General features: G+C 68.0%; 16 protein-coding genes and 1 tRNA gene. 11 read left to right on the top strand and 6 right to left on the bottom strand.

Annotated elements, in window-relative coordinates:
- Positions 1 to 210: 210 nt before the first annotated feature.
- From AC4D2C_RS16080 to AC4D2C_RS16060, 5 genes are all read left to right on the top strand, one after another.
- The gene (locus AC4D2C_RS16080; RefSeq protein ID WP_490915845.1) at positions 211 to 2,298 is read left to right on the top strand and encodes an Hsp70 family protein; all 2,088 of its coding nucleotides are present in this window, start codon (positions 211 to 213) and stop codon (positions 2,296 to 2,298) included.
- A gap of 2 nt (positions 2,299 to 2,300) precedes the next feature.
- Complete coding sequence (locus AC4D2C_RS16075) at positions 2,301 to 4,418, top strand: LuxR C-terminal-related transcriptional regulator (protein ID WP_490915844.1); 2,118 nt, start codon at positions 2,301 to 2,303, stop codon at positions 4,416 to 4,418.
- A gap of 115 nt (positions 4,419 to 4,533) precedes the next feature.
- The gene (locus AC4D2C_RS16070; protein ID WP_490915843.1) at positions 4,534 to 5,826 is read left to right on the top strand and encodes an IniB N-terminal domain-containing protein; all 1,293 of its coding nucleotides are present in this window, start codon (positions 4,534 to 4,536) and stop codon (positions 5,824 to 5,826) included.
- A 90-nt stretch (positions 5,827 to 5,916) separates the two neighbouring features.
- A complete protein-coding gene (locus AC4D2C_RS16065) occupies positions 5,917 to 7,773 on the top strand; it encodes a dynamin family protein (protein ID WP_490915842.1) in 1,857 nt (618 codons plus the stop codon).
- On the top strand, positions 7,770 to 9,260 hold the full coding sequence (locus AC4D2C_RS16060; protein ID WP_490915841.1) for a dynamin family protein: 1,491 nt from the start codon (positions 7,770 to 7,772) through the stop codon (positions 9,258 to 9,260). The genes AC4D2C_RS16065 and AC4D2C_RS16060 overlap by 4 nt, the downstream gene beginning before the upstream one ends.
- A gap of 10 nt (positions 9,261 to 9,270) precedes the next feature.
- On the opposite strand, the gene AC4D2C_RS16055 is transcribed toward AC4D2C_RS16060, so the two are convergent.
- Together AC4D2C_RS16055 and AC4D2C_RS16050 are read right to left on the bottom strand one after the other, a co-directional pair.
- Positions 9,271 to 9,801, bottom strand: coding sequence for a hypothetical protein (locus AC4D2C_RS16055; protein WP_490915840.1), 531 nt, complete (start codon positions 9,799 to 9,801; stop codon positions 9,271 to 9,273).
- Positions 9,802 to 9,993: 192 nt separating this feature from the next.
- Positions 9,994 to 10,818, bottom strand: a complete 825-nt coding sequence (locus AC4D2C_RS16050) for an endonuclease domain-containing protein (protein WP_490915839.1) — start codon at positions 10,816 to 10,818, stop codon at positions 9,994 to 9,996.
- 317 nt (positions 10,819 to 11,135) lie between these two features.
- Between AC4D2C_RS16050 and AC4D2C_RS16045 the strand changes: the two genes are divergently transcribed.
- The 5 genes from AC4D2C_RS16045 to AC4D2C_RS16025 all read left to right on the top strand — a co-directional run bounded on the left by AC4D2C_RS16045 (position 11,136) and on the right by AC4D2C_RS16025 (position 19,399).
- A tRNA-Gln gene (locus tag AC4D2C_RS16045) sits at positions 11,136 to 11,207 on the top strand.
- A 67-nt stretch (positions 11,208 to 11,274) separates the two neighbouring features.
- Positions 11,275 to 12,813: a bifunctional UDP-N-acetylglucosamine diphosphorylase/glucosamine-1-phosphate N-acetyltransferase GlmU gene (gene glmU, locus AC4D2C_RS16040; protein WP_490915838.1), complete on the top strand. Its 1,539-nt coding sequence runs from the start codon at positions 11,275 to 11,277 to the stop codon at positions 12,811 to 12,813.
- Positions 12,810 to 13,790 (top strand): ribose-phosphate diphosphokinase, encoded by a 981-nt coding sequence (locus tag AC4D2C_RS16035; protein ID WP_490915837.1) that lies wholly within the window; start codon positions 12,810 to 12,812, stop codon positions 13,788 to 13,790. The genes glmU and AC4D2C_RS16035 overlap by 4 nt, the downstream gene beginning before the upstream one ends.
- Before the next feature lie 276 nt (positions 13,791 to 14,066).
- Positions 14,067 to 16,685 (top strand): LuxR C-terminal-related transcriptional regulator, encoded by a 2,619-nt coding sequence (locus tag AC4D2C_RS16030; RefSeq protein WP_490915836.1) that lies wholly within the window; start codon positions 14,067 to 14,069, stop codon positions 16,683 to 16,685.
- Positions 16,682 to 19,399: a helix-turn-helix transcriptional regulator gene (locus tag AC4D2C_RS16025; protein ID WP_490915835.1), complete on the top strand. Its 2,718-nt coding sequence runs from the start codon at positions 16,682 to 16,684 to the stop codon at positions 19,397 to 19,399. The genes AC4D2C_RS16030 and AC4D2C_RS16025 overlap by 4 nt, the downstream gene beginning before the upstream one ends.
- Positions 19,400 to 19,768: 369 nt before the next feature.
- Here AC4D2C_RS16025 and AC4D2C_RS16020 read toward each other — a convergent pair whose 3' ends face one another.
- The 4 genes from AC4D2C_RS16020 to AC4D2C_RS16005 form a co-directional block, all read right to left on the bottom strand.
- On the bottom strand, positions 19,769 to 20,392 hold the full coding sequence (locus AC4D2C_RS16020) for an LPXTG cell wall anchor domain-containing protein (RefSeq protein ID WP_490915834.1): 624 nt from the start codon (positions 20,390 to 20,392) through the stop codon (positions 19,769 to 19,771).
- Positions 20,393 to 20,651: 259 nt separating this feature from the next.
- Positions 20,652 to 22,553 carry a DUF4012 domain-containing protein gene (locus AC4D2C_RS16015; RefSeq protein WP_490915833.1) on the bottom strand — a complete coding sequence of 634 codons (1,902 nt, stop codon included), beginning with the start codon at positions 22,551 to 22,553 and terminating at the stop codon, positions 20,652 to 20,654.
- A 48-nt stretch (positions 22,554 to 22,601) separates the two neighbouring features.
- Complete coding sequence (locus AC4D2C_RS16010; RefSeq protein WP_490915832.1) at positions 22,602 to 23,987, bottom strand: sugar transferase; 1,386 nt, start codon at positions 23,985 to 23,987, stop codon at positions 22,602 to 22,604.
- 106 nt (positions 23,988 to 24,093) lie between these two features.
- A complete protein-coding gene (locus tag AC4D2C_RS16005) occupies positions 24,094 to 25,554 on the bottom strand; it encodes a tyrosine-protein kinase domain-containing protein (protein ID WP_490915831.1) in 1,461 nt (486 codons plus the stop codon).
- Between the two features lie 394 nt (positions 25,555 to 25,948).
- Here AC4D2C_RS16005 and AC4D2C_RS16000 point away from each other — a divergent pair, with 394 nt between their 5' ends.
- Positions 25,949 to 26,998 (top strand): glycosyltransferase, encoded by a 1,050-nt coding sequence (locus AC4D2C_RS16000; RefSeq protein ID WP_490915830.1) that lies wholly within the window; start codon positions 25,949 to 25,951, stop codon positions 26,996 to 26,998.
- The last annotated feature ends 2 nt before the right edge of the window (positions 26,999 to 27,000 follow it).

Raw genomic sequence — 27,000 nt, 5'->3', positions numbered from 1 at the left:
CGGGACACCACGGCGTACCCCCTGCTTTGCGAGAAAAAGGGCAAGCTCTGCGGGAACACTGGAGCTTCCTTGCGCGAACCAGCACCGCCGGACCGAGTAGTACGCCGCTGAAGACGGGTACCAGAGCGCGTAGATCACTCTCGTAATCCGGCCGGGCGCCCTGTTAGCTGAGGCCCACATGGTCAAGGACGAGCGGCACGTGGGGAAGCTATGAGTTACGGTCTCAGCATCGATGTAGGCACCAGCTTCACCGCAGCAGCGGTGCTGCGGACCGACGGGCAGGGGCCCGAGGAGCCGAGGATCCTGCCGCTGGGCGGCCGTGGCACCAGCATCCCGACGGTCGTCTTCGTCGGCTCCGACGGCACGCGCCTGGTCGGCGAGGTCGCCGAGCGGCGCGGGCTCGCGGAGCCGGGCAACGTCGCCAGGGAGTTCAAGCGACGCATGGGCGATTCCGTGCCCCTCGTCCTCGGCGGCACCGCGATCCTCCCGGAGGAACTCTTCGCCGTGATCGTCGGCTGGGTGGTGGGTGTCGCCACGGAGAGGGAAGGTGGATCCCCGGCCTCGATCACCCTCACGCACCCCGCCGGGTGGGGAGAGCACCGCACATCGCTGTTGAGGGGCGCGCTCGCCGCAGCCGGTCACGACGACGTCGTCCTCATGTCGGAGCCGGAGGCCGCCGCGCTGTCGTACGCCGCGCGGGAGCGCGTGAGCCAGGGCAGCACCCTCGCCGTCTACGATCTCGGCGGCGGGACGTTCGACGCGACGGTGGTCCGGAAAGCCGACGCCGACACGTTCACCATCCTCGGGACGCCCCAGGGCATTGAACGCCTCGGCGGCGCCGACTTCGACCAGGACGTCTTCGACCGCGTGCTCGACGACTCCAACGTGTCCTTCGGGGAGCTGGAGAACTCGTCCCCCGAGGTGCTGGCCGCACTGAACCGGCTGCGCCGCGAGTGCGCCGAAGCCAAGGAGGCGCTGTCCTCCGACTCGGAGGTGACGGTGTCCGTCATGGTGCCCGGGTCCCACTCCCAGGTGCGCCTGGTGCGGTCCGAGTTCGAACTCATGGTGGAACCCGCCCTGCAGGAGACCGTCGAGACCATGCGCTCGGCGCTCGAGAGTGCCGGCGTCAGGGCCGAGGATCTCACCGCGATCCTGCTGATCGGCGGGTCCTCGCGCATCCCGCTGGTGGCGCAGCTGCTGTCCGCGGAATTCAACCGCCCCCTGGCCATTGACGTGGACCCGAAGGCGTCCGTCGCCCTGGGGGCCGCCTTCGCGACGGCCGCCCTCGAGGACACGGAGGACGCAGCGCAGGTGGCCCCCGCGGCGGGCTCCGGCGGGGGCGCCGAGGCAGGGGCATCCGAGCGGCGCCGCTCCGGGGTCAACGCAGCGGGGTTCGCAGTACCGGCCCGGGCGGCGTCACCCTCACCCCGCCACGGCCCGGTAGCCAGGGCCCCGAAGAAGCAGCTGGGCCTCCGGGCAGGTGCGGTCGCCGCGGCGGTGGCACTGCTGGGGGTCGCGACGGCGACGGCGACGAATGCCCCGAACTTCTCCGCCGCCATCTCGAAGTGGGTGGGTGACTCGCACGCCGAGGCGGCCGAGGAGACGAACCCGGCACGGCAGACACCGACGCCGCAGGCTTCGGGTCCGGCCGCCGGAGCCGGCGTCGGACCGCTTGCCGGTGCGGCGGGCACCTCGCTGCAGGACAAGCTCTTCGGCGTGGGTTCGGAAGCGACGGCCGACGGGGTGCCGGGCGCCGCAGGAACGCCGTCGCGCGCGCCCGACGGCGCGAAGCGGAGCACCGACGAGGCGTCCGAGGACGCCGGCGCGGGTCGGCCGACGCCGGGAGTCTCAGCGGACCCGCGGTCGGGGGAAGGCCCTGCGCCCGCCCCGGCCCCGTCGACGCCGTCCGGACCCGGCACGGGGCCGGAGAAGCCCGCGCAGCCCGATCCCTTCCCGTCGGCGGACCCCACCGCCCCGCCCGCGACGCCGACCACGCCTCCGTCGACGGATCCGACCGTTCCGCCGCCGACGACGGATCCGACGACGCCGACCACGCCTCCGTCGACGCCAACCACGCCTCCGACGACGGATCCAACCACGCCTCCAGCGACGCCGGCTCCGACCACGTCTCCGCCGACGGATCCGACCGCTCCGCCTGCAACCCCGCCTGTCCCGCCCGCGGATCCGCCTGCGCCGGTCGAGCCCACCGACACCGCGACGCCCGGGCCTCCGGCTCCCGTCGATCCGCCGACTCCCGGCGAGGGTGCCACCGCCCAGTCCACGGTTCCGGGGTCCTGACCGTGGCCGGGAACTTCCTGGATACCGGCGCGCGCGCGGCCCACGTGAGCCACCCGCTGGAGCTGGATGCGGCGACCTATGAAGTGGTCCTCGCCCTGTGCATCGGGTTCTCCATCCCGGGCCTCGTCCCGCCCCTGCTGCACAGCGAGGGAGCGCCTCCCGAGCAGCTCTTGAGTCGAGCCCGGGCCGCGGGTTTCGTGCAGTCCGACGGGCGCCCCTCGGCGGAGTTGCGCGCCACCATGCTGGCGGAGGCGGAGGTGTACCAGGTGCGGCGGCTGCAGCGCGCGCTCGTGGACCTGTACTGCGAGGAGGCCCTGCCCCTCGGCCGGCTCGCCCGCCAGCTCGCGGCCGACGGCTTCGCCGACGAACGCCTCGCGGTCGTCCTCGAGGACGAAGGCACGGCGCTTCTCGGTACCGATCCGGGCGGTGCCCTGGAACTGCTCGGGCTCGCCGTGGCCGCCGGTGCGGATGTGCCGCGTACGGCTCCGCGGCGGGCGGAGGCTGCACTCACCACCGGCGACCTCGATGCTGCCTCCCGCATCCTGGAGTCCTACTTCGCGCACCATTCCGCTGAAGCGCGGAAGGCGCTCCCCGATCTACCCCGCGCCCTGCGGGTGTCCTGCGCGCTGTGGGCGCACCGCGGCATGATGTCGCGTGCCGCCGATGTGCAGCGCTGGGCCGCGACGCTCCGCCCGCCGGAGATCGAACCCCTCGGGGCGCTGGCACTGCTGGCCGCCGGTGATGCCGCCGGCGCGCGTCGCCTGCTCGACGTCGGAGGGCGCGCACCGAGCCCGTCGCTGCAGGAGGCCGCGGACATGCTGCTCATGGAGGGCGCCCTGCTGTCCTTCGGCGAGGATCCCACCGCTGCCCTCCCCGTCCTCATCCGCGCGTCCGACACCCTCGATGCAGCCGGCAGCATCTCACCGGCGCCGGAGCTGCCGGCGAGCTTCGCCGCGATCGTCGGGCTCCTGGCCGGGAGCCCGCAGACGGCGCTGTCCCTCGTCCAGGCGGCGCTCGCGAGCGGGCAAGGAGGGCAGGGGATGCGTCCGCGCCTGTGCCTCCTGGGCGGATGGGCGGCCATGCTCCTCGACCAGCCCGCCGCGGCGCGCAGCTTCATCACCGAGGCCGGGCGTGCCGGCTTCCGGCCCGGCCCCCGGGACGAGCTGCTGCTGCAATCCCTCGAGGTGGGGCTCGCCCGGCGGGCCGGTGAGGCCTCCGCCCTCGTCCGGACCTGGCAGAAGGCCCGCGAGGCACTGCTGCACGTGTCGGTGGACCTGCTGACCGTCCTGCCGCTCACCGAGCTGGTCATCGCGGCGGCACGCCTCCGGGACGCCGAAGCCCTCAAGCCGCACCTCGACGAGGCCTGGCGTCTCCTCTCGAACCTGGGGGACCCAGCACTGTGGTCCGTACCGCTGCACTGGTCGGCCGCGCAGGCCGCCCTGCTGCTCGACCGCCCGGACGACCTCGCCCCGCACGCGACGGCGCTGGTGGGCCGGGCGACGACGTACCCGCTCGCGGCCACGTTCGCGACGGCGGGCAAGGCCTGGGTCTCGGTCCTCGCGGAACACTTCGACACCGACGCCGTCGAGGAGGCGGCGCGCGGCCTGGCCAGGGCAGGATTCTCCTGGGAGGGCGCACGGCTCGCAGGCCATGCGTCGGCCCGGGCCGCGGACCGCCGGGACATGACCCGGCTGCTCTCCTGTGCACGAGACCTCAGGCCCGCCCGTGATCGGGCGGTGCGTCCGGAGGTGCGGTCCCAGCGGGAGACACCCGTCCCACCGGTTCCCGCCACCCAGCGGCCGGGCCCGGCCACCGCACGGGCTGTCACGGCGAGCACCCAGCACAGGTCCGGAGGACCGGCGCTCAGTGGACGCGAACGCGAGATCGCACAGCTGGTGCTCCTGGGCCGGACGTACCGGGAGATCAGCGAGGAGATCTTCATCTCGCCCCGGACCGTCGAGCACCACGTGGCCCGTATCAGGCGGCGTTTCGGCGCGTCCTCCCGCTCGGAACTGCTGGCCCGGCTCCGCCTGTTCCTCGAACCCGCCCCCGGTGGCAACACCACCGCAGGGGATGGTCCTCCCACCGAAACCCCTAACGGGCGCGGGCGAAACCCCTAACGGTTGCCGGAGGCTAGGGGTACAACTACCGATGCCCGGTCGCCCCCTCCCCTCATACGTTTGAGCCAAGCCAGCAGAGCCGCCGGCAAACCCATAACCGACGAAGGAACGACTCATGACTACTCTCGCTTCAGATCTCCTCGACTTCCTCATGAACCTCTTCAACGACCAGGAAGCGGCCAGCGCGTTCATCAGCGACCCCGAGGCCGCGCTGGCCGAGGCCGGCCTCAGTGACGTCTGCTCCGACGACGTCGACGCCGTCATGCCCGTGGTCCTCGACTACGCCCCGGTCAGCTTCGGCGGCCGGAACGAGAGCTCGTTCGACCGCAACTACGACACGGGCGGAAACTCCTCGGGCGATGTCTCCCCGGGCGGCGGCGGATACACCACTCCGACCGGACCGTCCACGCCCGGCGACAGTGGTCATGACCACGACCATGACCACGACCATGACCACGACCACGACCATGACCATGACCACGATCACGACGGCGGTGGCAGCACCGGTGGTGACGACAACGATCACGGCAACGCGGTGCAGCAGCTCCTCCACGTGGTGAACAACTACTCGTACACCTCATCCGTGGACGACCGCGACACCATCACGGACCAGTCCGTGAACCAGAACATCTGGGCCAATGGTGACGTCAGCCAGATGTTCGACAACGATGCCTTCGTCGCCTCGGGCGACCGTGCAGTGGCCGCAGACGGCGACGTCAAGGTCGACAACTCCGTGGACAACTCCGACGACCACTCCCAGGACAACTCCACCAACGTCCAGGCCGGCGGTTCGGTGAGCGTGGACATCGGCACCGTCGAGGATTCCTACAACGACAACTCGGACAACTCCGACAACTCGGACAACTCCATCGAGGACTCCTACAACGACAACTCCGACAACTCGGTGGACACCGACATCGACGTGGAGATCGAGGACTCGCTCAACACCGAGGACTCGCTCAACACGGACAACTCGGACAACAGCGACAACTCGATCGATGCCGATATCGAGGTGGAGGATTCCTTCAACACCGACAACTCCATCGACGCCGACATCGAGGTGGAGGATTCCTTCAACACCGACAACTCGGACACCACGATCGACGCCTCGGACAACTCGGTCAACACCGAGGTGGACCTCGAGGTCGAGGACTCCTTCAACACCGACAACACCGCGGTCATCGACGCCTCGGACAACTCGATCAACACGGACGTGGAGATCGAGGACTCGTTCACCTCGGACAGCTCGACGACCACCGACGTTGTGGTCCAGGACGCGTTCAACGAGACCGCAGTCGTCACCGACAACTCGGAGAACGAGTACACGTCCATCGACGACTCGGCATTCTTCGTCGACAATGAGGTCGAGGTCGACACCGAGGTCACGGTCGAGGACTCGGCACTCTAGCTCCACGGCACGCCGGGCGAGCCCAACGGGGACACTGTCCCCGTTGGGCTTGTCCGTGGTCTCACACAACAACTCATCGGGGAGGTCCACGTGGACGATCTCGTTCCACTCGTCAAAGCCGGTCTGGGCCTCGTCGCCGAGGGTGATCGGTCCGATCTACGCCAGCGACTGGAGCAGACCCTGGTCCGGTTGGCCAACCCGGACGTCCGGGTCATCGTGGTGGGCGAGTTCAAGCAGGGCAAGAGCAAGCTGATCAACGCGCTCGTCAACGCCCCCGTGTGCCCGGTCGACGACGACATCGCCACTTCCGTGCCCACCGTGGTCCGCTTCGGGGATCCGGCGTCCGCGGCGGTGCTGGTCCCGCTGACCGGCGGGAGCCCGGAGCAGGACGGCCCGGCGTTCGAGCGGCGGCCCGTGGCGCTGCAGGAGATCGCCTCCTTCGTCTCGGAAAAGGGGAACCCCTCGAACCGGCAGGGCCTCGCGTCGGCCGAGGTGCTTCTTCCCCGGCGGGTGCTGGCCGACGGCCTGTCGGTCATCGATTCGCCCGGAGTCGGCGGACTCGACTCCGCCCACGCACTGACCACCCTGACCGCCCTGCCCACGGCGGACGCCATGATCCTCGTGTCCGACGCCTCCCAGGAGTACACCGAGCCGGAGCTGCGGTTCCTCAAGCAGGCGCAGCGGATCGTGCCGAACGTGGGATGCGTGCTGTCCAAGACCGACCTCTATCCCCAGTGGAGGACCGTCGCCGAGCTCGACCGCGCGCATCTCGGCGCGGCAGGCGTCGGGGCCATGCCGCTGATCCCCGTGTCCTCGGACCTCCGCCTCGTCGCCGCGCAGAGCAACGACGCGGAGCTCAACCAGGAATCGGGGTTCCCGGACCTCATCGCGTACCTCCGCAAGGACGTCGTCGGGAAGGCGCAGGCCCTGCGCCGGCGCTCCGTCGCCCAGGACCTGCTGTCCGTCACCGATCACCTGCGCCTGTCCGTCACGACCGAACTCTCGGCACTCCAGGACCCCGAGGGGGTCCCGGTGCTGCTGGCGGAGCTGGAGGAGGCCAAGGAGAAGGCGGACCAGCAGCGCAAGCAGTCCTCACGCTGGCAGACGACCCTCAACGACGGCGCCTCGGATCTCATCGCCGACATGGAGCACGATCTCCGCGACCGCCTCCGGTCCATCCAGCGCGAGGCGGAAGCCGCCATCGACGCCGGGGATCCCGGGCCCGTGTGGGACCAGTTCGCGGAGTGGATCGAGCAGCGCGTCGCCTCGGCGGTGTCCGACACCTTCGTGTGGACCAACGAGCGCTCGCAGTGGCTTGCCGAGCAGGTGGCCGAGCTCTTCGCACTCGACGAGGTTCCGCTGCCCCTGCTGGAGGTGGCCGGCACGGATGGCGTCCTCGCGCCCGTCGAGGAGATACCGTTCCTGGACCCCGGGCGCGTCAGCGCGGCGGGCAAGGTGCTGATCGGCATGCGCGGCTCCTACGGCGGCGTGCTGATGTTCGGCCTGCTGACCGGCATCATCGGCATGTCCCTCATCAATCCCCTCTCGGTGGGTGCCGGCCTGCTCCTGGGGCGCAAGGCCTACCGCGAGGACAAGGAGGCGCGGCTCAAGCGCCGGCAGACCGATGCGAAGAACCTCGTCCGGCGGCAGATGGACGACGTCGTCTTCCAGGTGGGGAAGCAGCTCAAGGACCGGCTGCGCCTCGTCCAGCGCGAGATCCGCGATCACTTCGGGGATATCGCCGAGGAGCACCACCGGTCGCTCGCGGACTCGGTGGCCGCGGCCCAGCGCACCGCGGCGACCTACCGGCAGGAACGGGCCGGTCGGGTGACCGAGCTGAAGGCCCTGCTCTCCCGCATCGACCAGCTCTCCGCGAAGGCGAAACGCCTCGTCCCCGTGGCCGACGGGGCTGCGCCGGACCCAGCGGAATCCCTGGCACGCCCATGACGGATGGCGGCGCCGTCGAGGGTCTCCTGCAGGAGGCCCTCGAGGTCTATGCTGACGAGCCGACCGTGCGCACCGAACTCGAGACCTACGCGCGGAGGCTGCAGGAACCGCTGCGCGTGGCCGTCGCGGGCATGGTCAAGGCGGGCAAGTCCACGCTCCTCAACGCCATCATCGGGGAGGAGATCGCCCCCACCGGGACGGGGGAGTGCACCCGCATCATCACCTGGTACCGGCATGCCCCGACGCCCCGGATCACCGCCTACCCCGTGGAGGGAGAACCGCGGCTGCTCCCGCTCACCAGGGAGGACGGCCGGCTCGTGTTCGATCTCGGCGGCCAGCCGACTGCGGAGGTGGAGCGGATCGTGGTCGAGTGGCCGGCGGAGAACCTGCGCGCCATGACGCTGATCGACACTCCGGGCATCGCCTCGCTCTCGGCGGACGTGTCGAAGCGCAGCACGAACTTCCTCACGCCGCAGGACACGCCGTCCGAGGCGGATGCGGTGATCTACCTGATGCGCCACCTCCATGCCTCGGACGTCACGTTCCTCGAGGCGTTCCGCGACACGAGTGCGGCGAGCGCGGGCACGGTCAACGCGCTGGCGGTGCTGTCGCGGGCGGACGAGGTAGGGGCGGGGCGCATCGACTCCCTCATCTCCGCCTCGCGCGTCGCCGACCGCTATCGCACCGATCCGTCCCTGCGTGCCCTGGTGCTGGACGTCCTCCCCATGGCGGGTCTGCTCGCCCAGAGTTCCCGGACCCTGCGGCAGGCGGAGTACGAGGCCTTCGTCACGCTGGCCGGCCTGGAGCGGACCCAGCGTGAACGCGCGCTGCTCTCCGCCGACCGCTTCGTCGCCGGCTGCACCGCCCTCGGCATAGCTGCGGACGAAGGACGCCGGTTGCTCGACCGCTTCGGACTCTTCGGTGTCCGGCTCGGCTCCGCCCTCGTGCGCGGCGGCGCCGACAATGCCACGGCGCTGGCCCACGAACTCTCGCGGCGCAGCGGACTCGACGCGCTGCTGGGGCTCGTGACCAGGCAGTTCGATGCGCGGTCCTCGCCCCTCCGGGCCAGGACGGCGCTCGCGGGGCTGGAAACGCTCGTGCGCACCCATCCGCGGGCGGGGAGCTCGGTGCTGATGACGGGCATCGAGAGGGTCAAGGCCAATGCCCACGAGATCCGCGAACTGCAGCTGCTGTCGGCACTGCGCTCCAACGAGGTCCCCCTGCCGCCGTCGGTGGCCGCCGACGCGGAGCGCCTGATCGGGGGATCGGGGGTCGCCCCGGCGGAGCGCCTGGCTCTCGCGCCGGACGCCGATCCCGAGCACATCCGTACGGCGTCCCTCGCGGAGCTCGGCCGGTGGCGGGTGCTGACGGAGAATCCGCTCGTGGACCGCGGCGCACTGGAGGCCTGCCAGGTAGTGATGCGCTCGTGCGAGGCGCTGGTGGCGCGTGCGGGCACCCCCGGACCTCTGGCGAAGACGGGCGGCTGACGCCTGCCCGTCACCTCCGCGGAGCGGCTCCTTTGAGCCAGCGGGAGACCTGGGGCAGCAGCGCCACCACGAGCGCGACGGCGGCGAGGACCAGGTGGGCGATGGCCAGATGCGGTACGGGCTGGAAGCCCGCGTCCTCGGTCCCGAGGAACGCCTGGACGAGCAGCACCGCGCCGACGTCGAGCACCAGGACCGCGAGCAGGGCCCACCGGGCCCAGCCGCCTCTGCGCAGCAGCATGCGGGCGAGGAGCCCCGTGACCAGCAGGACCACCGCGAGCGCGCCGAGACTTCCCCAGAAGGCGATCCTGGCGACCATCTCCGCGTCCTCGGCGGCCACGCCGGAGTCGAGGCTCAGGGCGGTGTCCTGCAGGTCCGCAAGGAAGGACTCCCGGTCCATGAAGGCGATGACCAGCGCGGCGATACCGGCAGCCACCGAGGCGAGCCAGAGACCGCCCGCCATGCGCAGCAGCGGAGGCGGTTGCCGCTCGACGGTGACGGGAGGCGGGACGGCGTTGGACATCTCTGGCCGGGGAGGACGCATGGTCGTAATCTAGCCGCGCTGCAGGCGGGCCACAACGGGTCCGGGGCGCCGCAGCGCCGTTCCGGCCACCTTCTTCAGGCCGTCCTCCCGGCCGCCGTCGTTCCTCCCTTTTGGCCGACGACGGTGTGTCGAGCCCGGACACGCCGCCGCGCGGGCCGGTTCGCGTCGAGAGGTGGGAATGACGGGCGGCGTTCAGCGGATCGGGCGGCGTCCCAGGGCCTGGAGGACCACCGCGAGGAGCTGCTCCGGATGCACCATCACGTCCTCGAACGTGAACCGGAGCACGGTATAGCCGGCGATCACGGCCGCGTTGTCCCGTTGCCTGTCGCGGCGGAAGGCCCGACGGTCCGAGTGGTAGGCCGCACCGTCGATCTCGACGACCAGAACGCCCTCGACGAGGAAGTCGACGCGCCCGACCCCAGGGATGTGCACCTGAGGCCGGACGTCGAGGCCGGCTCCCCGCAGCAGGAGGCGGGCCACCACTTCGATCGCCGAATCGGCCGTGCATTCGACCTGCGCGAGCGCGGTGCGGGCCTTCCCGTTGCGTCGGCCCTGCAGACGGGCGTCGAAGGATGCCCGGACGGCGTCGCCGCGGCGAAGGGCGCACTCGACGACCGCGACCGACTCCTCCTCCGGCCGGCACTGGAGCACATGGACCAGCACGTCGAGGAGACCGACCAGAGGCAGGTGAGCATGGACGGCGACCGACCGTCTCCGGTGGTTCACGCAGGAGGAGGAGGTGGCGTCCGGCCGGCTGAGGTGGATCTGCGCCGGGTCGCGGACGCGCCACAGCCCATAGTGTGCCGCGGCGGAGACGCAGGTCAGCCGCGCATGCTCGTCGACCGCCACGACGAAGTCGGCCGGTGCATCCGGGAGCGCCACGACTCCCCGGCGGATGCGCAGCGCGCGGCCCTCGTCGACACTGCGGTCGATCTGCCACTGGCTGACGCCCCGCGCACGGAGCACATGGGTGGGCGCCACGCCTCCGACAAACGACAGCACAGTCTCCAGACTCATCCCTGCAGTGAAGGCCGTCCTGCCGAGGGGGCGGGGTGGCCCGCGAGGTATGTGCACATCGTCAGTGCCCCGGCGGCGTCGGGGAGGGCGACGCCGCCGCCGTCGTTCCCCCTTTTCGGCCACGGAGTGCATGTCGGATGGGGGACACACCGGGTGGTGAGCCGGTCGGGCGCAGAAAGCAGGAACGACGGCGGGTGGCGACCGGCGGAGGGGTCGGGGCGCCCGTGCGGCCGGGGCCGGGTCGCCCGCCCTCTCGGGACATGGCAAACTGGTACACCGTGCGCACATGCTCCGGCACCGGTCGGGCGTGGACGCGGTCCGCCCTGGTGTAACGGCAGCACCCCAGCCTTTGGAGCTGTGGAGTATAGGTTCGAATCCTATGGGCGGAACGGGGAGAGTCCTCGGCCGGTGGGGCCAGGACGCCGCCGGTCAGCTACAGCATAGGAGCGCTTCTTCATGAGCAACCATGACGGTTCCATCATCGCTGCACGCACGGACGGGACGCAGAAAGCGCCGGCCGCAGTGATCGTCCTCGCTGCAGGCGCCGGCACCCGCATGAAGTCCCGGACCCCGAAGATCCTGCACCCCATCGGCGGCCTGTCCATGATCGGCCACGCCCTCGGTGCCGCCCGCGGCGTGCAGCCCCGCGAGCTCGCCGTCGTCGTCCGGCACGAGCGCGACCGCGTGGCCGAGCACGTCACGCAGCTGGACGCCACCGCGGTCCTGGTCGACCAGGACGACGTCCCCGGTACCGGCCGCGCCGTGCAGGTGGCCCTCGACGCCCTCGACGCGCGCGCCTCCGAACAGCTCACCGGCACCGTCGTGGTCACCTACGGCGACGTCCCCCTGCTCACGCCCGAGACCCTCCGCGAACTCGTCGCCGTCCACCAGGGCGACGGCAACGCCGTCACCGTCCTCACCGCGCTCCTCGAGGACCCCACCGGTTACGGGCGCATCCAGCGGCACGACGACGACACCGTGGTCGCGATCGTCGAGCACAAGGACGCCTCACCCGAGCAGCGCGCCATCCGCGAGGTCAACTCCGGCATCTACGCGTTCGACGCCGCCGTCCTCCGGGACGCGCTGACCCGGGTGGACACCGCCAACGCCCAGGGCGAGATGTACCTGACGGACGTCCTCGCGATCGCCCGCACCGCCGGTGGGCGCGTGGCCGCCGTCGTCCTCGCCGACCGCTGGCAGGTGGAGGGCGCGAACGACCGCGTGCAGCTCGCCGCGCTGGGCGCCGAACTCAACCGCCGCATCGTGGAGCGGTGGATGCTCGCGGGCGTGAGCGTCGTGGACCCGGGCACCACCTGGATCGACACCACCGTGGTCCTCGACGAGGACGTCACCCTGCTGCCCGGCACCAGCCTCCACGGCCGGACCGTCGTGGCACGCGACGCCGTCGTCGGCCCGGACACGAGCCTCACCGACGTCGTCATCGGCGAGGGCGCGCACGTGGTGCGCACGCACGGCAGCGGTGCCCGCATCGGCGCCGGCGCCGGCGTGGGACCGTTCACCTACCTGCGCCCGGGCACCGTCCTCGGCGAGGAGGGCAAGATCGGCGCGTTCTACGAGACGAAGAACGTGACGATCGGCCGCGGCTCCAAGCTCTCCCACCTCGGCTACGCCGGCGACGCCGAGATCGGCGAGTACACGAACATCGGCTGCGGCAACATCACCGCCAACTACGACGGCGTCGACAAGCACCGCACGGTCATCGGCTCGCACGTCCGCACCAGCTCCAACACCGTGTTCGTGGCCCCGGTGTCGGTGGGCGACGGCGCGTACACCGGGGCGGGCGCCGTGGTGCGCAAGGACGTCCCCGCCGGCTCGCTCGCCCTGAGCTTCGCGCCCCAGCGGAACATCGCCGACTGGGTGGCGGGCAAGCGCCCGGGCACGGCGGCCGCCACCGCAGCAGCCGGCGCCGACACCACCCAGACCCCCACAGGCACGACCTCGAGCACAACCACAGAAGAGAGCACCAACGCATGAGTGAGATCACGGCACGCGGCGAGAAGAAGCTCGTCCTCGCCTCGGGACGCGCGCACCCCGAACTGGCCGAGGAGATCGCGTCATGGCTCGGCACGGAGCTCCTTCCGGTGTCCGCCTACGACTTCGCCAACGGCGAGATCTACGTCCGCTCGGGGGAGAGCGTGCGTGGAACCGATGTCTTCGTCATCCAGGCGCACCCGGCGCCGCTGAACAACTGGCTCATGGAGCAGCTGATCATGGTCGACTCGCTCAAGCGCGCCTCGGCCAAGCGCATCACCGTCGTCTCGCCGTTCTACCCCTACGCACGCCAGGACAAGAAGGGCCGCGGCCGCGAGCCCATCTCCGCACGCCTCGTCGCCGACCTCTACAAGACCGCAGGCGCCAACCGGCTCATGTCCGTGGATCTCCACACCTCGCAGATCCAGGGCTTCTTCGACGGACCCGTGGACCACCTCATGGCCATCCCGCTCCTGGCCGACTACATCCGGTCACGGGTCGACGCCGACAACGTCACCGTGGTCTCCCCGGACACCGGCCGCGTCCGCGTGGCCGAGCAGTGGGCCGAGCGCCTCGGCGGCGCACCGCTCGCCTTCGTCCACAAGAGCCGGGACCTCACGGTGCCGAACCAGGCCGTGTCCAAGCAGGTCGTCGGACAGATCGAGGGACGCACCTGTGTGCTGATCGACGACATGATCGACACCGGCGGAACCATCTCCGGCGCCGTGCAGGTGCTGAAGAACGCCGGCGCGAAGGACGTCATCATCGCCGCCACCCACGCCGTGTTCTCCGACCCCGCGGCCCGCCGCCTGGCGGAGTCGGGCGCGCGCGAGGTGGTCGTCACCAATACGCTGCCCATCCCGCCCGAGAAGCGGTTCCCGCAACTCACCGTGCTCTCCATCGCGCCCCTGATCGCCCGCGCCATCCGCGAGGTGTTCGACGACGGTTCGGTCACCAGCCTGTTCGACGGCAATGCCTGACAGGAGTTCCACGCATACTGGCACGCAATTGAACACTCGTATACCACGTATTAATTGCGGGGTTTGCAAGTAGTCTTACCGTTACTACGTGGGTGCAAAGCGAGTAGGTGGCGTCGAACTCCAGTAAGTGTTACTCGTGTAGACGGTTGGAAGCCTTTCTAGGCTCGGGGGAACCACACATTCTTCGAATCCAGGAAGTGCTCCCATGGATGCTCGAACCGCTGGCGCAACCGTCCAACCCTCGCTAATCTCCGTTCACCGCAAGGTGGTGGCGATATGAGCAGGCTGGCCGAAGCACCCTTCTTCGTAGGGCGAGCCGATACCGTCGCGGCGGTCGAGGAGGCGCTGCTCTCGGCCGGCTCGGTCGGAGCCGTGCTGGTAGGGGATGCAGGCGTCGGCAAGACCGCCGTCATGCAGCAGGCCCTGGCAGCGCGGGCCGCAGACCTGCTGGTCGTCCGCATCCGGGGCTCCAAGGGCTCCTACCACCAGGCGTTCCGGCCGGTGAATTTCCTGCTCTCAGAACTCGAAACGGACGTCATCGACCATCCCGTGACGGTCCTGCGGGCGGTTTCCGAGCTCCTCAACTTCCAGGCGCGGGGCCGGCGCGTGGTCCTCGCGGTCGACAACATCGAGTACCTGGACCCGTCCTCCGCCGCCCTCATCACGCAGCTGGTCCTCAACGGGACCGCGAGCGTGCTGCTGACCACACAGGACTTCACCGCCGCGGACCCCATGTTCGCCTCGCTGTGGCGGGACGGCTCCCTCAGGAGGTTCGACCTCTCGCCCTTCACGGCAGCCGAGGCCCGGGTCTTCATCGAAGCCGAGCTCGAGGGGCGGGTCAGCGTCGAGTGCGTGCACCTGCTCCTGAGGATGAGCGGAGGCAACGCCCGCTTCCTGCAGGCCTCCGTCCGCGCACTGCGCGGTCGCCGCATCGTCGAGCAGGACGGCACCTGGGTGCTCCTGCCCGGCGGCACCCCCGTGCCGACCGAGGTCACCGAGGCAGCCACCGCCGTCCTGGACGCGCTGCCCGCGGGGCAGCGGGACGTCGCACTCCTCCTTGCACTCGCGGGCCGGCTGCCCATCCCCGACGTGCACCGGCTCGCCGGTAGTACCGACGTCGACGCCCTGCAGTCCGCGGGCCTCGTCGTCGTCCGCCACGGCAAGCAGGAGTATGTGGAACTCACGAACCCGGTGCTGGGCGCCGGCGCCGTCGAGTCCCTCTCCGCACAGCGTGCGCAGGAACTGTACGCACGGGTCGCGGACGAGGCCGGACTGACCGACGCACTCGACCCGGAGCAGCACGCGCGCTGGCTCCTGCGCTGCCACCGCCCGGTCTCCGCCGCCCTCGGGCTGGCTGCCGCGCAGTCCGCGAGGACCGAGGGCCGGTACTGCGACGCCGTCGAGTTCACCGAGATCCACGACGCCCACCGGTCGTCCGCCGCTGTGGCGGCCGAGCGGATCCGGGCGCTCACCGACGCCGGCCGTTTCGAGGACGCCGCGAATGCCCTCTCCCTCGCCGCTCCGCTCGTGGAGCAGGCTGAGCCCGCCGACGCGGTGCGGATGCTCCTCGCCGACGCGGCCCTGCGCAACTTCCTGGGTCTGCGCGGTGCGGGTGACCCCCTTGCGGAGGCGGAAGCCCGCGTAGACGCCGCCACCGGGGATACGGACGCGCTGCGCGCCGAGATCATCATGACCCGGGCGGAGCTCGCCTCCCTCGACGGCGAGTACCCGCGCTCCCGCGAACTCATGCAGTTCCTCGGGGCGGCGGCCTACCCGCTCAGCCCCGAGCAGAAGATCCGCAGCGACGTCCTCCTGTGCGAGGCGTGGGCCATGATGGAGAGCCAGTTCGAGGCCCTCCAGCTCGCCGACGATCTTGCCGACCGCCTGCAGCACGGCGGCGTGAGCCACCGCACGCGGGAGATCGCCTACCTCCGCCTCATCGCTGTCTACAGCGCGTCGGGCAGCTGGGGCTCCGGTGCCCGGCGGCTCGGCCTGGACATCGAGGACGGCGAGGTGGCGCACCGCGGCTCCTCCGTGCAGCTCGCCCTGGGACTCGTCCGCGCCCGCTGCGGCCAGCCCGAGGACGCCCTCGGGCTGCTGAAGCCGGCGTTCGACCAGCTGCGGGGCGGAGATCCGCACCGCCTCCTGCCGGTCGCAGCGGCGTCGATCGCCTACTGCCACACCATGAACCGGAACATCCAGGACGCCATCCCGTTCCTCGTCCACGCGGAGCCATCCGCCGGCGTGCCGTGGATGGTGCGGCGGCTCACCGCCCAGCTGCAGCTCTCCAGCCTCGGCCTGCGGGAATCGAAGTCGGAGGCCGCGCTGCAGCTGCAGGCACTGGGGCAGCGGGACAGGGAACGGGGAGCGTCGCTCTTCGGGCTCTCCGCCTTCACCACCGCGGTGCGGCTCGGCAACACCGAGGCACTGGCCGAGCTGTCCGAGGTCGCCGCCCGCGTGCAGGGACCGTTCGCCCGCCTCAGCGAGATGTTCGCGAAGGGAGTGAGTCACCGAGACGCCGAGGTGCTCCTGCAGGCCATGGAACTCGCAGCCGCGGCCGGCGACCAGAACTTCGGCCGCGACGCCGCCCGGTCCGCGCTGAGTGCGGCGCAGGCCATGGGCAACAAGTCCACGGTGCGCGAGGTGCAGCAGCGGGCGCGGCAGGTCCTCGTGAACGAGACCTCCGGCGGCCCTCTGTCGCAGCTCGAGTCGCTCACCCCGAGGGAGAGCGAGATCGCGCAGCTCGCGGCGGGTGGCTACGCCAACCGGGAGATCGCCGATGTGATGTGCGTGTCCGTGCGGACCATCGAGGGCCACCTGTACCAGATCTACTCCAAGCTGCACGTCTCTTCCCGCCTCCAGCTCGCCGAGCTGCTGCCCACCCGACTGCAGTGACACTCCGGGAAGACGGTTCGGTCCCCCTCGTCGGGATCGAGCGCATCCTGGGTGCGATCGTCCACACACTGTCCCACCCCGATCTCCACGGGGCACTCGTCATCGGTGAGACCGGGATGGGCAAGAGCGCCATCGCGCGCCGGCTCGTGCCGATCATCGACGGCCAGCACAAGCGGTGCTTCGTGATCCGGGCGACGTCGAACCTCGCCGATGTGCCCTACGGCTCGCTCGGCGCCTATCTCTCGGACGCCTCGCCGCAGGCGCTGCGTTCGTCCCTGTCCGCACTCCGTGCGCTCGTCGCATACCTGAGGGAGGCGTCGCAGGGCCGGGACGCCGTGGTCATCATCGACGACGCCCAGTACCTCGACGACGACAGCAGCCACATCCTCACCCAGCTCGTGGTCTCGCGGACCATCAAGGTGGTGCTCTTCTCCAACGGCATCCCGCCGCGCTCCGGCGAGCTGTTCTCCCTCTACACGGACGGGTTCATCAGCCGCGTGGACCTCGCCGGGCTGTCCGACGCCGACGCCGGCAGGTTCTGCGAGAGCACCCTCGGCGGTCCCGTGACCCGGGGGGCCGAGGTCTACTTCGCCCGCCAGAGCGCAGGGAACCCGCTGATGCTGCGCGCCCTGCTCGACCACGCCTCGGCCACGGGGGAGCTGGTGCTCCGCGACGGCGTGTGGTGTCTCACCGGACGCTTCCACCCTCCCGGCCCGCCGCTCACGGACCTCGCGAAGACCCTCCTCCAGGGGCTCAGCGAGCAGGAACGGACGGCGTACGAGGCCGTGTCCCTCAGCGGCGGCCTGACCGCGGCGCGCTTGGCGCGGCTCGTGGAGGACGCCGTGGCGCAGCAGCTGCTGCGGCGCGGGCTTCTGCGCAGCCCCGGCTCGCCCAACGGGTTGCTCCGGGTGGCCCACCCCATGATGACGCGTGTGATGCGGGCGCTCGTCCCCGCCGGGCGGAGCGCCGAGCTGCGCCGGCAGGTGTTCGACGACGACGTCACGCTGCCCGCCCTGCAGGACGGGCGGATCGAGTACCTGAACTGGGCCCTCGACGCCAACGTGCCGGTCCCGGCCACGATCCTCCTCGAGGCTGCGCGGACGGCGGCCCACGTGTCGCGGCCGGAGTCGGCCCTCCGCTTCGCGGGAGCCGCGAAGGCCGGGGGAGGAGACGCCGCATCGGCCGTGGAGGAGGCCCGCGTGCGGGTGACCCTGGGGGAGTACGCGGTCGCCGTGGCGATGCTCGATCAGGTGCTCGCCGGTCCGGCTCGGCCCGGCACGCTGGCCGACGCCGCCACGCTCAAGGCCCTGGCCTGTGTGCGGCGCGGCGACGACCCGGACACCCTCCACCGCATCGCGGAAGCGTGCGCGGCGCGGCTCGAGGCCGCCGGGGCGGGGAGTATCGGCGCACCACTGTCGGCAGACACCGCGGATGACGGGGCGTCGGCGCCCGAGGACCTGACGCTGCTCCACCTGCTCGGCTGGGTCCTGGAAGGGCAGTTCGAGACGGCCCGCACGCAACTTGAGGCCCTCGAAGCATCCCTTTCCTCACAGCAGACCGACCCGCCGGCCCACGTCCCGGTGCTGGTGCTGACGCTGCGCGGCATGATCGACGGCGCCCTCGGCCTCTCCGACGCCGCGCACGCGGAGCTGCGGGCGGCCCTCGAGAGCGTGGACCGGTCCCAGGGGCGGCTGGAGCACCTCCGGGCGCCCATCGTGGTCCAGTACGTCACCGCTCTCATGGGGTCCGGTGACTTCTCGACGGCCACGGAGGCGATCGACGAGTACCGCCGGCAGCCGCTGGTGGACCTGAGCTACGTCAGCGGCGCCCTCCCCGTACTGCAGGCCGTCCTGGAGGTCCGCCGCGGCAAGTACCGCTCGGCGCTGCGGATCCTCATCCCCGCCCTGGTGTCGCTGCGGCAGGCGGACAGCGAGATGCTGCTGCCCTACGCGCTCGGCGTGGCGGCCTGGTGCGCCCATTCGCTGGGGGAGAAGGAGACCGCGGGCGCCTTCGAGCAGGAGTTCAACCAGGTCCCCGGCACCGGCAGCCGCCCCATGCTGCTCGTGGCCCGGGCCTACCTCGCCGCCGCGAACTCCGGCAACTCCGAGGACGGCCACGATCTCGATGCGCTACGGGAGCTGGCCGAGACGGCAGGGTCGGCGCCCTTTCCGGCCTGCGAGAAGGACACCCTCGAACTGCTGCTGGCCCTCGGGGACACCGCACGGGCCTGGCGCCTCGCGGAGCTCGCGGACAGCTTCGAAGGATCGGAGGCGCAGGTCCTCTCGCAGTACGCCCACGCGCTCACCGCCTCGGACCCCGACGCCCTCCTGCTGGCCGCCGACAAGGCGGAGAGCATCCAGAAGGTCCCGCTCGCCGCCGATGCCTCGGCCCGGGCCATGCGCCTGTACGCGGACAAGGGGGATGTGAGGGCACGTCGGCTCGCCCTGCGGGCCATGCGCCGGCGTCAGTCACTGCTCGAAGGCGTGCTGCCGCACGAGGAGGGTGATACGCGCACGTCCCATGAGCTGACCTCGAGGGAACGGGAGATCGCGAAGCTCGCCGCCGAGGGTGCGACGAACCGCGCCATCGCGAGAATCCTCGTCCTGTCTACTCGCACGGTGGAGGGGCATCTCTACCGGATCTACGGGAAACTGGGCATCACGACCCGCGAAGAACTCACCGCCGAGTTCTCGGGCGACCAGGATCAGCGATGACGGCGGGTCCGACCATGTAGTTCTACGTTCCGAGTAGGTAGTTGAACTGACAATTCCGGGTAGCCGTGGGGGAAAAACGAGCCCCTCGTACTCGTGAGAGGTATGCAAGCGGTACGTAATGTTGCATGTGTTGGAGCAAGGGTGGTCCAGCAGCAGGGCTCATGCCCTCACCCGAGTGAAGGCGGGTCCCGGACTGGGGCCAGCGGCATAGGAGTCTTCTTGAGACCGAGACTTCGTCCCCAGCTGTCGCTGGCCCCTTCCCCGGATTCAGGGCAACCTGACCAGAGCGGAACGAACGCAGAAGAAGGGCCGGAGCAAATGCTCCGGCCCTTCTTCTGCGTACCAGGTGTTGACAGGTGCTACTGGTTGTTACGCCTCGACGGAGCGACGGCGAGCAACAACGATGCTGCCGGCACCCAGGCCGAGCGCGCCGATGCCGGCGGCGCCCCAGAGAAGCATGGCGGAGTCCATACCGGTGTTGGCGAGGCCACTCTTGCCGGTGGCCGAGGTGGTGCCACCCGTCGTACCGCCGGTGGTGCCACCGACAGCGTTCGCGGAATCGACGACGACCGTCTGCGACACGGTCTTGCCCGCGGCGTTGGCTGCGGTCAGCGTGTAGACGCCTTCTTCGGCAAGGGTCACCGTGTAGGAAAAGTTGCCGTTGGCGTCCGCCGTGGTGGTGTCCTCGAGGACGATCTGGTTGAGGACGATGAGACCGCCACGTGCCGAGGCAGCTCCGCCGGCACCGAACCCTGCAGCGGACGGCGTTGCGTCCGTGCGGTCGACGGTGATGGTGATGAGCTCACCGGGGGCGAAGGGGCTTCCCGTGCTGCTGAAGACCACTGCTTCGCCCGGCGCGATGGTGCCGTCGCTGACGGTGGCGGTCTCGTCGGTGACGTAGGCAGGAGTGGAGACGGGAGCGGCCGTTGCCGCACCTGCTCCGATGAGGGTGATGGTACCGGCGATTGCCAGGACGGAGGCGGTCTTGCGCATGGTGGCTCCCCAAGAAGAAAAAGAAATGAGACGAGATAAAGCAGGTGATCTGATCGGGCCTTCGTTCCCCAAACGCCCTCGATCGACTCCTCGTACCGTATAGCAACTGGCCGCAATACTCTAACTGGCCCAGGAACTACTTGGGTTAGAGGAATCTCTACTCACAAAGTAGCAGCGAAATATAGGTATGAGAAGTGGCCGGCGTCCCATGACGCAGATGTAACCCAGTGTTAACCTGACGCTTTGCTCGGCCGTCGCGTCACCCGCAGGACTGTAGACCTTCTGCTGGCAGCACGATGTCGGCGAGGTCCTGAACGGTCGGGGTGACGTCGAGCACCGGCTCGGTGTCCTGCACGACCTTGGAGAAGTCCATCTCCAGGGTCGCCGTCTCGCCCGGGCCGAGTTCGGTTGTGAGGATGCCGACAGGCCGGTTGCCGTGCGCGAAGGACCCGATGGGCGCATCGGCGCCGTCGATACGAGCCTGCTGCAGGCGTGACTGGGCGGGGCCGTAGCTGACAGTGTTGGTCTTCACCCGCCCCGGGTCGACACCGAACGCGCCGGCCCCTGTCACGTACTCGGGCAGGCTGGTAGCGGCGTCCGCCGGCGCGGTATTGGTCAGGGTCACCCTCACCGTGTAAAGGGAGTACCCGTCGCCCGTGCAGCTCTTCACGAGCTGCACGGTCCGCCGCACGTAGTAGTCCATCTTCGCGCCCGTGCCGTCGTTGAAGTAGACACCGAACGCTGCTCCGCCGACCGCGGGACCGAGAGCGGCACCGGACAGATCGGTCTGCGCAAGGAGGTCCTGCTCGTCGGGCGAAGCGGACCACAGGTACAGGCGTCCCTGCCCCGCACTGGTGACCAGGGAGTCGACGAGTTGCGTGCCGTCACCTTCAACATCGGTCAACGCTCCGAACACCTTCGCCGCCACGGCTGCGAAGTACGCATCCTGCAAAGCCGGCTCCTCAATCTCTGCGTAAACATCAGAGAGGAGCGTAGGCACTACGTTCGTGGAGTCGAGCGCAGTGGGCAACTGCGTCTCGGTGAGCAGGGCATCGACTGCGGGATCGCCGAATTCTCCAAGCTCCACAGGGCCGGTGGCCCCCAGGATGTTGGCGAGTACCACTGGGTCCAGAGCAATCACACCGTCGATGTTCGACCCCGGGTGGCGTTGCTCCCACATCTGCTGCGCAGTCGATGCGGCCGTGGGGAAATCGGGCGTGAGGTTGACGCTCTGCATGAATGTGCCCATGCGGTACGAGTAAATCTGTTCCTGCTCGGAATCGATTGGGAGAGACGGGCTGAATCGCCCCAGTTCGGAGGCACTGCCTTGATCGGTCAAAGAGATCCGGCCGTCGTCCACTGCGAGCACCGCCAGCGCGCCGGGGATGCCTCCGGTCGCCCGCACCTCGGCGCTGTTCTGCACCAGGACCAGGTAGTTACGGGACCCGTCGGCGCCCAGCATGGCGGGCAGTAGTTCACCGGCACGGGAAGCGTCGTTCATAGGTCCCCGCACTTCGTCGAGCCGCTTGACAGCGTCCTGCAAAGGGCCGGCGATCTGTGGTAGCAGCTCCGAGCGGTCGATTGCTTCGAGGCGGCCGTAGGACAGATCGACCGTGGAAGCTGCGGCGGCCAGGGTGGGGGCGATATCCGCCAGGGGAGCGGTGTCGATGCGCCCCTCGACGGGCGTGAGCGAATCCCAATCCAGAGCGGCGATCTTGTCGACCATGGGCGCGACTGCCCGGTTCACGACGTCGTCGGCCGAGACGGTCACTTCGGAGACAGCGCTGAAGTTCTGGCCGACGAATGGAAGGATGCCAGCGGCTTTCCATAAGGGGTCGGTGCCGGCTGCACGAGCTGCATTGGTGTGCTCTGTCAATTCAGCCGTTACGGCGCTGGCTCGATCGGTATCACGACTGACGACGGCCGCCTGTAGATCGGGCAGCAGGGACATGCTGCTCTCGAGATTACTGCGTACTTGCTGCGCACGATGTGCCAGCCAGCCACCGGCTGCCACAAGCAGTACCAGCACAATGACGGCGGTCGCCAGCAGCGCGCGGGAACGCTTACGGCGATCGCCCTCCTGCGCGCTCGAATTCCTTGAAGATCGCACCGACGCCCCGGAATTCGCAGACACAGCGTTGATGGAGTATCCGTCAGTCATGCAAGAGTCCTTCATACAGTGGCGTGAGACCAGGGGAGGGGTGGCAGGTCAGAAGGCGCCGTGGCGTCCGATGACGGCTTTGAACGTGCGCAACAGGATGGTCAGGTCACCGAGGAACGACCAGTTCTCTACGTAGTACAGGTCGAGGCGAACGGTCTCGTCCCAGGAAAGAAGTGATCGCCCACTGACCTGCCACAGTCCGGTCATACCGGGCCGCACCAGCAGTCGTCGGTGCGCGCGAATGTCGTAACGCTCCACTTCGGCTGCCAGAGGGGGACGCGGACCCACGAGGGACATCGAGCCACCGAGGACGTTGAACAGCTGTGGCAGTTCGTCCAGGCTGAACTTCCGCAAGACACGACCGACGCGGGTAACACGGGGGTCGTTCTTCAGCTTGAACAGAACCTCGTTGCCCTCGTGGTTCTCTCGGAGCTGCTCAAGCTTCGCCTCCGCGTCCACCCCCATGGAGCGGAACTTGTACATCTCGAAACGCTCACCTGCAGTGCCCACTCGTTCCTGGCGAAACAGGATGGGACCGGACGAGTCGAATCGCACCAGTAGAGCGATTATGGCGAGCAGGGGAGAGGCCGCCAAGACGATCAGGGAGGCACCGATGATGTCGGTCGTCCGCTTGACGAAGCGCTGACCTTTCTCCAAATTTGGCGTGGAAACGTGGATCAGGGGAAGACCGGCCACCGGACGTGTGTGAATGCGCGGCCCCGCGACGTCCGTGAGGGCAGGCGCCATGATGAGGCGAATGTTGAGGTCAGCGAGCGCCCAGCCCAAGGCCCGGATGGTTTCGGGTGCCAGTTGCATGCTGCTCGAGAGCGCTACAGCATCAGGAGCGAATGCTCTGATGTCGGAGATGATCTCATCTGCCTCGATAGCTCGTCCGACTACTTGCAGATCGAGGGTCCCAGCAGTGTTTGCACCGAGTTCAACCCCCGGCAGGTAGGCCCCAACGGGAAGGTAGCCGGCCATCGGTTGCGCCCGGAGCGAGTCAGCTAGGTGCTGCACACCATTGGAGCTACCAATAACGAGCACGCGAAGTGAACTGTTGCCCCGCTCGCGTTCGATATGAAGGAAGCGACGGACAATGACACGAGCCAGCAGAAGCATGATGAGGCCCGCTGGCAAAGCGACACCCACATATCCGCGCGCGGTGTCGAACTGCAGCGCGTAGCTGACGATGGCGACGAGCCCAAAAAGAATCAGCGAGGCACTGACGACCCGCTTGTACTCCTCCGTGCCATGTCCGAGTACGGTCGCCTCCCTGCTGCCGCGGAGGGACAGCATTATCCACCAGCCGGCTGCAAGCACGAGGGACAGGATCACATAGGGCTGTTCACGCGCGCTTAGCCGCTCAGCTTCGGGAACCCCGAAACGGACGATAAGAGCTCCAACCGTTGCCCACAGCACGACGGCGGCATCCACTACGGCTAGACGCCTACCGTACCGCTGGGTCCACCCAGTATTCTGTTTGATCTCCGGCACCAGTTCCCCATACCCCGGAGCACGCCGCCCTTAAGCGACATGCTGATTATTTGGTTTGAGACGGAACCCCGAAGATGCGCTCATCGAAGTCAGAGGGAGCATCCTTACTGGATCGTCGGGTGACCGGTTGAGCATCGTCCATAGTGGACGGAGTTACCGAATCGTACGAATAGTAGCTGTAGGCGTAGGCGTCAGGTCCCTTGCTGGGCAGGAGGTTGATGACGACGCCGAGCAAGTCAGCCTTCACCATCTCCAGGTTTCCAAGTGACTTCTGCAGGTCAGGCAGCTTCACCTTGGACGAGCCGATGACCAACACGACGCCACCCACCTGCTGCGCAAGTACAGCCGCATCCGTAACGGGGAGCAGCGGCGGAGCATCAATGATCACCGCGTCGAACTTCTGCTCGAGCCGGGTAATAAGCTGTTTCATGGCGTCGGATCCCAGCAGTTCACTGGGGTTTGGTGGAATTTGCCCAGCTGTCAGGATGTACAGCTCGTCCGCGCCCCAAGGCTGAAGTAGATCTTCAACATCGGCTCGGCCAATCAGAGCGGTGGTGAGCCCAGCATTGCGCTCGAGCCCCAGATATTCGTCCACGCGGGGCCGTCGAAGGTCAGCATCAACGAGCACAACGGATTGGCCGCTCTGAGCGATAGCGATTGCAAGGTTTGTAGCAGTGGTGCTTTTGCCTTCCCCAGGCAATGAAGACGTGACCAGGACCGCTTTGGACTTGTGGCTCACGTGAGCAAACTGCAGGTTCGTGCGGATCTGTCGGAATGACTCGGCGCGAGGACTTTGAGCCGGCGCCTGTGTCAGCAGTGGCTTCTTCTGCGCATCGGCATCGAAGGAGATTCCGCCGAGGAGGGGGGCGTCGCTGATTCGGCGGAGATCGGATTCCCCACGAACACGGGTATCCAAGGTGGTTCGTAAGAAAGCAAGAGACACTCCGATCGCAACCCCAAGTAGCAGACCAAGCACAACATTCATGCGTGTATTTGGAGCGGACGGGTCCACAGGAGCCACAGCGGGCTGGACTACTGTCAGTTTCACAGGAGACGATCCGGCGCCATCCCCCGTTTCTATTTCGCTCACGACCTTAACCAGGCTCTCACCCACTGCTTGCGCGATGGCTGCGGCCTGCACAGGCGAACTGTCTTCAGCAGTGATAGAGATGATCACCGTATTTAAATCAGCAGTTGCCGCAACGACCATAGCTAGCTCTGCAGGCGAAACTTCAAGCCCCAGACTGTCGATGGCGGGCTGCAGAACGGCCGGCGTGCCCACCGTCTCGACGTATGACTGAACCCGTGCCTGGGAGAAAGTATTGCCCTGTTGTAGTTCCTGTATGGACCCAGAACTATTAATAGCAACAAACAGCCTAGTCTCAGCTTGGTACGTAGCTTTCAATATAAGCGAGATGGAAACGGCGACGATCAAGCCAAGTATTGCGAAAGCCGCAATCAATATCCAGTTCCTGCGGAGAATCCGCAGGTAATCCGTCAACTCCAAGTTGAGACCCTTCGAATTAGAGTTCGGGCTCCCAGAAGGAAGATCCGCTCTATAGTAACCATGCGCAGCGGCCTTCGACGACGATGACTGTAGTGCTCGGCGCGTTGGTCAGCTTGTGGGCAAGGGGTCGAGCGGCGCGGCGCAACGGCAGGATGAGACGCTCATGGGTCAAGCTACAGTTGGGAGGGTCTCACACTCTTCCCTTGGACGTCGTCTCGGCGCATGCAGTCATGCTCTGTGTCCAGGCCGCACTCGCGGCAGCGCGCGAGTGTTCACGCGGGTGGCACACCGAAACAAGCAAACGACGGAAGCGAAGCGGGGGGGCACATTGACCGGAGTGCTAGTGCATGAGTGGATTGAAAAGCGAGGGGGCGCCGAGCGTGTTCTAGATGCAATGGTTGAATCCTTCGAGGACATCGACATTTACTGTCTCTGGAACGACGATCCGACGCGCTACGACCCGAGAGTCGTACGCGAAACCGTACTGGCTCGCACTCCGCTTCGACACAAAAAAATACTTGCCCTTCCTGCCGCGCTCGTCACATGGCGACACCTATCGGCTACGCAGGAGTACGCCTGGGCGCTTGTCAGTAGCCACTCATTTGCTCACCATGTTCGATTCCCGAATAATCCTGATCTTAAAAAATTGGTTTATGTTCATACCCCGGCGCGCTATATCTGGGCGCCAGAAGCCGACGCTCGCGGACGGAGCGCGGCTGCACGAACAGTTGGACCAGCATTGCGTACCCTAGACCGTCACCGAGCGAAGGAGATTTACAGTGCTGCAGCAAATAGCGACTTTGTTGCGCAAAGAATTAGAAGAAGTTGGGGTATTGAAGCATCGACTATATACCCTCCAGTTAATGTGAACCGTATCCAGGCAAACTCCGATTGGAGCGGCGCTCTCGACGGGACCGACGCTGACATTCTGGGCAGATTGCCCTCCGACTTCGTTTTGGGTGCGTCTCGGTTTGTGGAATATAAGAAACTTGAAACAGTCATTGATATCGCGGTAAGTATGGGCGTAGCAGCGGTGATAGCAGGAAGCGGGCCGGACGAGATGCGACTTCGGGCCCACGCCAGAGAGCGTGGTGCTCAGGTATTCTTTATCTTGAAGCCATCAGACCCACTGCTTTATTCCCTGTATCAGCGGGCGCTACTTTACGTATTCCCAGCTCTGGAAGATTTTGGAATCATGCCGGTAGAAGCGATGGCCGCGGGTGCCCTAGTTCTCGCGAACGAAGTTGGAGGAACTTCAGAAACAGTAGAAGACGGAGCAACTGGCGCGCTGGCGGACTTCTCCAGCAAGGCCAGCATCAAAGAAGCAGTGGAGCGAGCCCTAAGTGGTCAAGCTTCGTCGAGTAGATCGCGCGCGATGAAATTTTCCGATGGAGTGTTTCGCTCCTCCTTATCTTCATGGGTTGAGTCGAAGGCAGGAATTTAAGC

The organism is Arthrobacter sp. TJ-240, assembly GCF_058269195.1.
This window is presented reverse-complemented; position numbering and strand designations above follow the sequence as displayed.

Excerpts from the sequence above, each read along its gene's own strand:
- AC4D2C_RS16080 (WP_490915845.1), top strand. The coding sequence starts at position 211 with ATGAGTTACGGTCTCAGCATCGATGTAGGCACCAGCTTCACCGCAGCA.
- AC4D2C_RS16070 (WP_490915843.1), top strand. The coding sequence starts at position 4,534 with ATGACTACTCTCGCTTCAGATCTCCTCGACTTCCTCATGAACCTCTTC.
- AC4D2C_RS16060 (WP_490915841.1), top strand. The coding sequence starts at position 7,770 with ATGACGGATGGCGGCGCCGTCGAGGGTCTCCTGCAGGAGGCCCTCGAG.
- AC4D2C_RS16055 (WP_490915840.1), bottom strand. The coding sequence starts at position 9,801 with ATGCGTCCTCCCCGGCCAGAGATGTCCAACGCCGTCCCGCCTCCCGTC.
- AC4D2C_RS16050 (WP_490915839.1), bottom strand. The coding sequence starts at position 10,818 with ATGAGTCTGGAGACTGTGCTGTCGTTTGTCGGAGGCGTGGCGCCCACC.
- glmU (WP_490915838.1), top strand. The coding sequence starts at position 11,275 with ATGAGCAACCATGACGGTTCCATCATCGCTGCACGCACGGACGGGACG.
- AC4D2C_RS16035 (WP_490915837.1), top strand. The coding sequence starts at position 12,810 with ATGAGTGAGATCACGGCACGCGGCGAGAAGAAGCTCGTCCTCGCCTCG.
- AC4D2C_RS16030 (WP_490915836.1), top strand. The coding sequence starts at position 14,067 with ATGAGCAGGCTGGCCGAAGCACCCTTCTTCGTAGGGCGAGCCGATACC.
- AC4D2C_RS16020 (WP_490915834.1), bottom strand. The coding sequence starts at position 20,392 with ATGCGCAAGACCGCCTCCGTCCTGGCAATCGCCGGTACCATCACCCTC.
- AC4D2C_RS16015 (WP_490915833.1), bottom strand. The coding sequence starts at position 22,553 with ATGACTGACGGATACTCCATCAACGCTGTGTCTGCGAATTCCGGGGCG.
- AC4D2C_RS16000 (WP_490915830.1), top strand. The coding sequence starts at position 25,949 with ATGGTTGAATCCTTCGAGGACATCGACATTTACTGTCTCTGGAACGAC.